Below are 8,271 nucleotides of genomic sequence, written 5' to 3' on the forward strand. Positions count from 1 at the left end.
ATAGTCTTCTGTGCCAACATTTTGGCTACCCCAACGCCTATTCGCCACCGCCCCGTTTGGGGGGAGGGCCCACGTAGGATTCGACAATGGTCAACAACTCCTTTTCCGCAAAGGGTTTGCTCAAAAATTCGTTCGCTCCGGCCATGCGGGCCTTAATCCGGTCGGTAAAACCATCCTTGCCGGTCAGCATAATCATGGGGGTTTCGCGGAACTGGCTGGATTTGCGCAACATGGCGCACAGCTCATACCCATCCAATTTGGGCATGGCCACATCGCAGAGAATCATGTCGGGGTTGAGAAGAAACACCTGTCCCAAGGCTTTGAGAGGATTGCCGATGGTGGTGACCTGGTAGCCCTCGTTTTGCAGGATGAACTCTACGGTTTTTTGGATGGCCATGGAGTCGTCGATGCAAAGGATGTGGATGGGCTTATCGCTGGGTTTGAGGGGACGGCTGGGCTTGGGCTCCGCGATCAAGACGGGCTCGGACAGTTGAATGACCCCTTGGCGGACGTAGGGATAGATGGCCTTGGCCACCGCCAGGGTGTCTCGACCCAGGTAGCGACCCATCTGGCGAATGCTGGTTTTGCCGTCTGACCACTCGCTCAGGGCTTTGAAGACGGGGGCGGGCAGGTTTTGCTGGAGCGGCAGGGGGTTGACGATGGTGGGAGCTTGGTTGGGAGCTTGGATGTAGGGGTGCAGCTTTTTCCACTCCTGCACTTGGGCTACGATCTCGGTGAGCAGGGGGGTGACGGGGAAGGTGGTCAACTGGGGGGCCAGGGGGGATCCGGCCTCAAAAATGAAGGAACCCTGGTGGAGGCTGAGCAGGTCGAAGAGGACTTCCCGCACCATGCCCAGCAGGATTTGCTTGCCCTGGTTGGGGTTGAGCTTGTGGTTTTCCAGCAAAGACCAGAGGCGGTTGTATTCGGGGGCGTTGACCGCGGCTTTGTGGGGAATTTGAATTTCCTCCAGGGCGGCTTCCAGCTTGAAGCGGTGCAGATAGTCTCTGAGGCGGGCAATGTTCCCTTCCGTTTCAGAGGCGTAGATAATCCGCCCATTCAGGAAGAAGACAAACCAGTAGACAGAGGGGCTGGCCTCTACAAAAAGCTCACCGGTGCGCTGGCCCAGCTCGATGAGCTGAAGGATGCTGCGGATATCGATCTCTTGTAGTTTTCCTTGCATGGGATCCCTGCCTGCAGTCCAGCAAGATACGTCCATTATGACGCTAGTCTTTAACTGTTGCTGCCCCGCCGGTAAGGCCATTTTCGGGAAGAGGGTTAAAGTTTAAAAAAGTTGGGGTTTGACTTGGGCCGAGCGCCTGCATTCCCCGAGGTATCTCTGGACTCCAGCAGACCCTCCCAATTAGAGCAGAATGGAGAGAACTGCCACCAGTAAACCTGTTCTTTGAGTAACCTATGCTGCCAATTCTCACCTCTTGGGTGCTTGGCCCACTGTTGGCGCTCTACACCCTCCTGTTTGTGCTGCGCATCTTTCTGTCGTGGTATCCGCAACTGGATACTTCTCAGTTGCCCTACTCGTTGGTGGTCGGCCTGACGGAGTTTCTGTTGCGCCCGACCCGTCGCCTGATCCCGCCTCTGGGAGGTGTGGACATGGCCCCTGTGGTTTGGGTGGGCCTGGTTACCCTGTTGCGGGAGGTGTTGCTGGGGCAGCAGGGGCTGCTGACAATGGCCCTGCACTGAGAGCGTTTTTGCCAACCATCTCTCATCGACTCTGCAAAATTGGGATCCGCTCGCCGAGGCTCTGGAAAGGCTGGCCCTTGGCGCCTTCTCGGAGCTCCTCCTGTCTCTGTCGCAGTTGCCGGATCAGCTCCGGCACCACCTGGTAGAGATCCCCGACAATGCCGTAGTGGGCAAATTTGAAGATAGGAGCGGCGCTGTCTTTGTTGATGGCAATGATCGTCTGGGATTTGTCCATGCCCACGCGATGTTGAATGGCCCCAGAAATGCCGCAGGCGATGTAGAGCTGGGGGCGGACGGTCTTGCCGGTTTGGCCCACCTGGTGGGCATAGGGGATCCACCCAGAATCCACGGCCTTGCGGGAGGAGCCGACAGCGCTGTTGGGGAAACAAGCGGCCAACTCCCTCAACAGCTCAAATCCCTCTGGGGATCCCAGCCCGTAGCCGCCGGAAACGATCACCTTGGCGCGGGTGAGATCCACCGCCTGGGACAGGTTGCGCACCGTTTCCACAATCTGCAGGCGCAGATCGCCGGGATCCAAGTTGACCGGCACCGGGATCACGTCCCCCTGGCGGGATCCATCCCAGGGCAGAGGCACCATCACCCCTGGTCGTACTGTGGCCATTTGCGGGTTTTTCCAGGGGCCAAGGATGCGAGCCTTGAGAGATTCGCCGAAGCTGGGCCGGATGGCATAAAGGCAGTCGGGGAAGAGGCCGGACTTGCTGGGATCTTTGCTGTTGGTGTACTCGAAGGGGCCAATGTCCAGCTCGGTGCAGTCAGCGGTCAGGCCGGTCTCCAGGTGGGCGGCCAAGCGGGGGGCCAGATCTCGCCCGGTGGTGGTGGATCCCAGCAGGATGGTGTGGGGTGGTTGGGGCCAGCTTTTGATCAAGTCTGTGATCACCCGGCGGTAGGGCAGGGTGCGGTATTCGGCCAACTCGGGGTGATCGGCGATGAAGACTTGATCTGCCCCATGGCCGATCAGAATTGGGGGCAAGTGGGCAATGTTGTATCCAAGCACAAGAGCGCTCAAGGTGGCTCCCAGCTTATCGGCCAGCCGCCGCCCGGCCCCCAACAACTCTAAGCCAATGGGCTGCAGTTCCCCGTTCACCTGCTCGGCGAAGACCACTATCCGCTTGCGATCCATAAAACTGTGACTCCTAGGTTGAGATCGGGATTGAATCGGGTCGAGGGCAATCTTGGGTGTTGCAATTGCGACGAGGTCAGCAGAGTCTTTCTGAGTTAACTTTTCACTGCCCAAAACCGGGAGCTTTCGCCGGCTAGCCACCCTGGGATCGATAGATGAGACGATGAGGATTGAAAGGTGATGGAGATAAGAATTGGCCAGAGGGATGCAAGGCAGAAGATCTAGGAAGTTGCCGCGTAGCGGAAGAGGTCAACGGCCTGAGTTAGTTGGTTGACCAGTTGGGGGACGGATTGTCCCTGAAAGACCTGACAGTTGCCGCCAATTTCCCCCACTTTTTCGGTGGCAGCCACGATGGTTGGGGATCCCTTGAGACCGCAGCGCTCCGGGTCTGCCCCCACATCGTCCAAGTTGAGGATCTGGATTGCCTCGGCCCGTGCCATTTCATCCCGCATTAGCCGCTGCACCCGCTGCACACCCCGTAGAGTGGGGTAGGCCAAACGCCGAGCGGAATTGGCCACCGTAATCAAAACCGGCAGGGGCACCATTACGATTTGGGATCCCCCTTCGATGGCCCGCCGCGCCACCAGGATCCCATCCCGAATCTCGAAGGCTTCGCAATAGGTGACCTGAGGGATCCCCAACCGCTCCGCCAACTGCGGCCCCACCTGGGCCGTATCGCCGTCGGTGGTCTGGAGCCCGCAGAAGATCACATCGGGCCGGCCAGCATAGCGAACCGTCTGGGCCAGAGTATAGGCAGTGGCTAGGGTATCGGAAGCGGCCAAGCGGCGGTCGGTCATCAAAATACCCCGATCCACCCCGTGGGCAATGGCCTCGTAGAGCACCTCAATGGCCGGGGGTGGCCCCATTGTAATTGCCGTTACTCTCGCCCCGTGTTGCCGTTTGGTTTGCAGAGCTGCTTCCAGTGCATAGCGATCAAAAGGGTTTAACATCCGCTTGGCCTTGGCGCGATCGATCGTGCCGTCACTGTTGATGCCGGCCTTGGCGTTTTGATCGGGAACTTGCTTAATCAGAACAAAAGTTTCCAAGGGCCTAAACTCCCTAGTGATCCCCTCCAGGTTAAAAGGGATCCCTGAGCACCACAAACTTATTTAGCTTTTTTTCGGGATCGGAAAAGCTATCTCGACTTCAAGCACCCCTAAGCTACTCTTCCCAATACATCTGTTTCTCAGGTTTGATTTCATTGACATGCTCCCCATGCCCAAAGGCAGGGGCCTTACGGCGTTCTTGGGTAACCCTAAACAAAGTTCGAGACACTCCCCTACTGCTCCATGCCGCTTCCGGTCTCCCATCCACCAACGCGAACAGGTCTCCCGTCGGCCTCTTTCAGGAGCAGCCTGGGATCCCTGCCACGAAAAGCTTTGGGGATACTTCGCGGATGAGGGATCCAATAAGGACGCAGACCGCACCTGCAGCCAGAAATAGCCTCCCAGCAAGCAGGATAAGTTGGCCTGCACCGGCAAGCCAATAGACAGAGGCTTCAAAATCGTTGCTGGCCTAACCCAGATTATCCAATCATCCGCTCAGACTTGGGTGGGAGCAGACTTCCATCAAACACTTGCTCTAGAGAGGGCTTAGTGGGCAAGCCAAAGCCATCCACCACCTGAGCAATCGAGGTTTCCATACGAGCAGGCACTACATCCCCCAAACCAATTTGTCGCACCTCATCGGTAACAAACAGGCGCGGCATTGCCAGGGTAAGGCGCAATTTCTCAATTGCCGTATCCAGCACTTGTCCGTCGGCCTTGGCTTTGTCCAGAAGGGCCAACATATTGCCATCGGTATCACGAATAGTGTCTTGCCAACCCTTGACATAGGCCCGCAAGAAAGCTTTGAATTGCTCAGGCTTCTCACGCAGCAATTGCACACGGGTGATGACGGCATTGCCATACAGCTCAAGGCCGTAGTCGTTGTAAAGGAAAGCCGTGATGTCCTCCAAGCTGACGCCGCCCCGCACCAGATTGGGCATGGCTGAGGTCATAAAGCCGCTGATGGCATCCACCCGACCTTGGATGAGGAAAGGTTCGCGCAACTGTGGCTCCATAGTTACCCACTCCACCGAGCCCGGATCGATGCCGACTTGCTTGGCAAAGACCGGCCAGAGCCGACGCGGCGCATCCCCTGCTGGCGCTCCCAGCTTCTTGCCCGCCAGTTGGGCAGGCTTCGTGATGCCCTTGCCTTTCAGGGTGTAGATGCCGAAGGGAGAGCGGTTGTAGAGGATATAGATTGCCACCAAGGGCACATCTGGGTTTTTGGCATTGAACTCAATCATGGAGTAGGGATCCCCTTCTCCCAGGTCGTACTGGCCAGCGGCAATCTTGGTGATGGAATCGGCGGAGCCATAGCCGCGCTCGTAGGTGACCTCTAGCCCCTCTTGGGCAAAGTAGCCCTTCAAGATCGCGGTTATGAGGGGAGTATCCGTAGAAGAGGGCAGCCAGGAGAGGGTGTACTTCAGGGGCGTCAGTCCCTGGGAAACCAGAAGCGGCCCGCGGCTCTGAGCCCTCGCCTTTAGCCCTCCAACGGCAACCCAAGAGGCAGCCGCAGCAGCAGATTGAAGGAATTGACGACGCGACGATTTCGGGATGGACATATCTATATGCTCCACAGCACCTGGCTCAGTAGGGATCCGCAAACGGGAATGCGGCAAACAATGGAGTGAAGACTATAAGCAACCAACTTAGCAAGGCGGAGTCAAACTTCTGTATTTGAGGATACCTTTACCTGCTGGGGGATCCCCTTTTAGCCAAGGTGAGAACTCTGCCTTGGTCATGGCCGGTTCGTTGCCGGTATGATAGTGCTCCTGCTAGGGATCCCGATCGCCATTGCTCTTAACTCACGTGTATCCCTCTTCAACCATGGCCACTCAACCCGTATCCACCTCGCTGATTCGGTTTCTCACCGCCGCCGTAGCCGAGAGCATTCGACGGGCCTCAGAGGCGGGGCAACTGGGATCCCTGGCCCCCCAGCAAGCCACAGCGATTGCCCCCGTGATCCAGATCCCCAGCGACCCTCGCTACGGCGATTACGCCTGTCCCACCCCCCTGGGCATGGCCAAAGCCTGTCGCATGGCACCGACACAGATTGCCCAAACCCTGCAGAGCCATCTGGATCTGCCGGACATCGAAACCCAGGTGGCGGGGGCCGGGTTTATCAACTTCCGGCTGGGGGATCCCTTTTTGGCCGAGCGCCTGCAGGAGCTGCTGCATCTGGGAGAACACTTCGGCAAAACAGCCACCCCCCATCCCGAGCGCATTCTGCTGGAGTTTGTCTCCGCCAACCCGACGGGGCCTTTGCATGTGGGCCATGGGCGTTGGGCTGCCGTCGGCTCCACAGTGGCCAACCTGCTGCGCTGGACGGGGCACCAGGTGGAGCGGGAGTTTTACATCAACGATGCCGGCAACCAAATGCGGCTCCTGGGCCAGTCCCTCGAGGTGCGGGTGCGGCAACTGCAGGGGGAAGACATCGCTTTGCCGGAAGATGCCTATCACGGCACCTACTTGATCGAGATGGCCCAACGTCTCTTGGAGCAGGTGAAAGCCGGGATCCGCCCTCTGCCCACCACCTTGGAGGAATATATTGATTTGGCCTACGGGGAAATGCTGGCCTGGCAGAAGCAAACTCTCCAGCAATTGCGCACCGAGTTCGATCACTGGTTCAGCGAACGCCGCCTGCACACCCCGGATCCCGAGACGGGCCTGAGCGCCATCCAACAGACTTTACAGGAGCTGGAAGAACGCGGCTTTCTCTACAGGGCCAAGGCTCCCCGGGGTGAGGATCCCAAGCCAGGGGCCGAAGAGGCCGTCTATTTCAAAACCCAAGAATTTGGCGACGACAAGGATCGGGTGGTGCAAAAGGCCGATGGTTCGTTCACTTATCTAGCCGCCGATATTGCCTACCACCGGGATAAAGTGCAGCGGGGATATCACCGGCTGATCAACATTCTTGGCTCGGATCACCACGGCTATATCGGTCGTTTGAACGCAGCGGTAGGAGCTTTTAGCCCGGATGTCAAGCTGGAAATTTTAATTGGCCAATTCGTCAAACTGTTTAAAACTGACCCAGAAACCGGCGAGAAAACCGAAGTGCGCATGTCCAAACGCACCGGCAATTTTGTCTCATTAAATGACTTGATCGAAGATCCGGAAATTGGAGTGGGAGCCGATGCGACCCGCTGGTTTTTGCTCAGCAACAGCATGGACAGCCCCATCAACTTCGATCTGGATCTGGCCGTCAAACAAACCTTCGACAACCCGGTGGTGTATGTTCACTACAGCCATGCCCGCTGTTGTACTCTGCTGCGGCGGCTACAGGAAGAAGAAAAGGTTGAACTGACCAACAAAGTCCCTTTGACGGAGCAACAAAAACTGCCCTACAAAGAGCCAGAAGAGCGGGCCCTGCTGCTGCGCTTGTTGGCCTTGCCGGATGAGCTGATCGCCGCTGCCGAAGAGCGCGCCCCCCACAAGATCATCCGCTATGCAGAAGCCATCGCCGCCGATTTCAACAAGTTTTACGACAACTGCCGTATTTTGCCGCTCTTGAAAGAGGATCCCCTTTTGGCCCAAGCCCGCATCCAATTGGTGCAGGCCACGCAGCAGGTTTTGTTTAACGTCCTCACCGGCATTCTCGGCCTGAGCGCGCCGGAGTCTATGTGATTTACGAAGGAGTGCCGTAAGGCCCCCAGCTCACGCTCTGGGCGGAAGCCAGCTATAGCGGTCGCGAGTAGGTCAATTGCAATAAACCGTTCCACAACGCATAGTCATTTATCTCACCGTCAAGGTGAAACAAACGACCGGTTGCTTCCTGCTAAGGCCTCTGGCCCGCTAGCGCGATCAGTTGAAATAGATGGTAATAAAAACCACGACTGCTATCAGCCCCTTTGATTCCGGTAACGCCGATCCCCGTCTCGATGAGGGAGAGGAGATAGGGCTCAAGCGCCTAAGTTTCGACTCTGTGGGCGCGCAAGAGCAAGTTGGTTCCCAAGTCCTCTTGGGCTGCCCAAAAGGCGCAAATCCACCACGAAACCTCGTCTTGGCGATAAATGCCACAGGTGAAAGGATAAGGTTGCAAAATATTCGCCATCTGCGCTAAGGCCGGAACTTCCGCCATGTAGTCGGCCCACACTTGGGGATCCAAGGCTTCGTAGGTGAAATCGGAAGGAAAGAATGTGCAACTGGATTCCAGGCTGGGCCGGTTGGTCAGCAACAATTGAGCAGGATCTGAGGATTCACAGCCCAAGCGATCCCCGATCTGAAAGGTCAGTTGAAACAGGCGGTTAATCAGATCAAATTGCTCAGGGCTCATAAGTTCAGAATTCCTAACTTTCAGCTAGAAATCGCAGGAGCCCCGCACTGTACCCGTAGGGTCAGTGCCGGGAGGAATGCGGAAGTTATGATAGAACCATGACTCAAGTCCTG

At 57.2% G+C, this 8,271-nt stretch carries 7 protein-coding genes; 2 read left to right on the top strand and 5 right to left on the bottom strand.

The window, feature by feature from the left end:
• Window positions 1-37: 37 nt before the first annotated feature.
• Window positions 38-1,180, bottom strand: a complete 1,143-nt coding sequence (locus ACVW0C_RS11695; protein ID WP_457385544.1) for a response regulator — start codon at window positions 1,178-1,180, stop codon at window positions 38-40.
• A 233-nt stretch (window positions 1,181-1,413) separates the two neighbouring features.
• Between ACVW0C_RS11695 and ACVW0C_RS11700 the strand changes: the two genes are divergently transcribed.
• Complete coding sequence (locus ACVW0C_RS11700) at window positions 1,414-1,698, top strand: YggT family protein (protein ID WP_457385546.1); 285 nt, start codon at window positions 1,414-1,416, stop codon at window positions 1,696-1,698.
• A gap of 22 nt (window positions 1,699-1,720) precedes the next feature.
• Here ACVW0C_RS11700 and ACVW0C_RS11705 read toward each other — a convergent pair whose 3' ends face one another.
• The 3 genes from ACVW0C_RS11705 to ACVW0C_RS11715 all read right to left on the bottom strand — a co-directional run bounded on the left by ACVW0C_RS11705 (window position 1,721) and on the right by ACVW0C_RS11715 (window position 5,447).
• Window positions 1,721-2,839: an electron transfer flavoprotein subunit alpha/FixB family protein gene (locus tag ACVW0C_RS11705; protein WP_457385548.1), complete on the bottom strand. Its 1,119-nt coding sequence runs from the start codon at window positions 2,837-2,839 to the stop codon at window positions 1,721-1,723.
• Window positions 2,840-3,060: 221 nt separating this feature from the next.
• Entirely contained in the window at window positions 3,061-3,885 is an 825-nt protein-coding gene (locus ACVW0C_RS11710) for an electron transfer flavoprotein subunit beta/FixA family protein (protein WP_414416737.1), read from the bottom strand.
• Window positions 3,886-4,364: 479 nt separating this feature from the next.
• Complete coding sequence (locus tag ACVW0C_RS11715) at window positions 4,365-5,447, bottom strand: ABC transporter substrate-binding protein (RefSeq protein ID WP_457385550.1); 1,083 nt, start codon at window positions 5,445-5,447, stop codon at window positions 4,365-4,367.
• 265 nt (window positions 5,448-5,712) lie between these two features.
• Here ACVW0C_RS11715 and argS point away from each other — a divergent pair, with 265 nt between their 5' ends.
• Window positions 5,713-7,509, top strand: coding sequence for an arginine--tRNA ligase (gene argS, locus ACVW0C_RS11720; RefSeq protein WP_457385551.1), 1,797 nt, complete (start codon window positions 5,713-5,715; stop codon window positions 7,507-7,509).
• 283 nt (window positions 7,510-7,792) lie between these two features.
• On the opposite strand, the gene ACVW0C_RS11725 is transcribed toward argS, so the two are convergent.
• Window positions 7,793-8,158, bottom strand: a complete 366-nt coding sequence (locus ACVW0C_RS11725; RefSeq protein ID WP_011433539.1) for a hypothetical protein — start codon at window positions 8,156-8,158, stop codon at window positions 7,793-7,795.
• Between the last annotated feature and the right edge of the window lie 113 nt (window positions 8,159-8,271).

Source organism: Thermostichus sp. OS-CIW-26 (assembly GCF_054058395.1).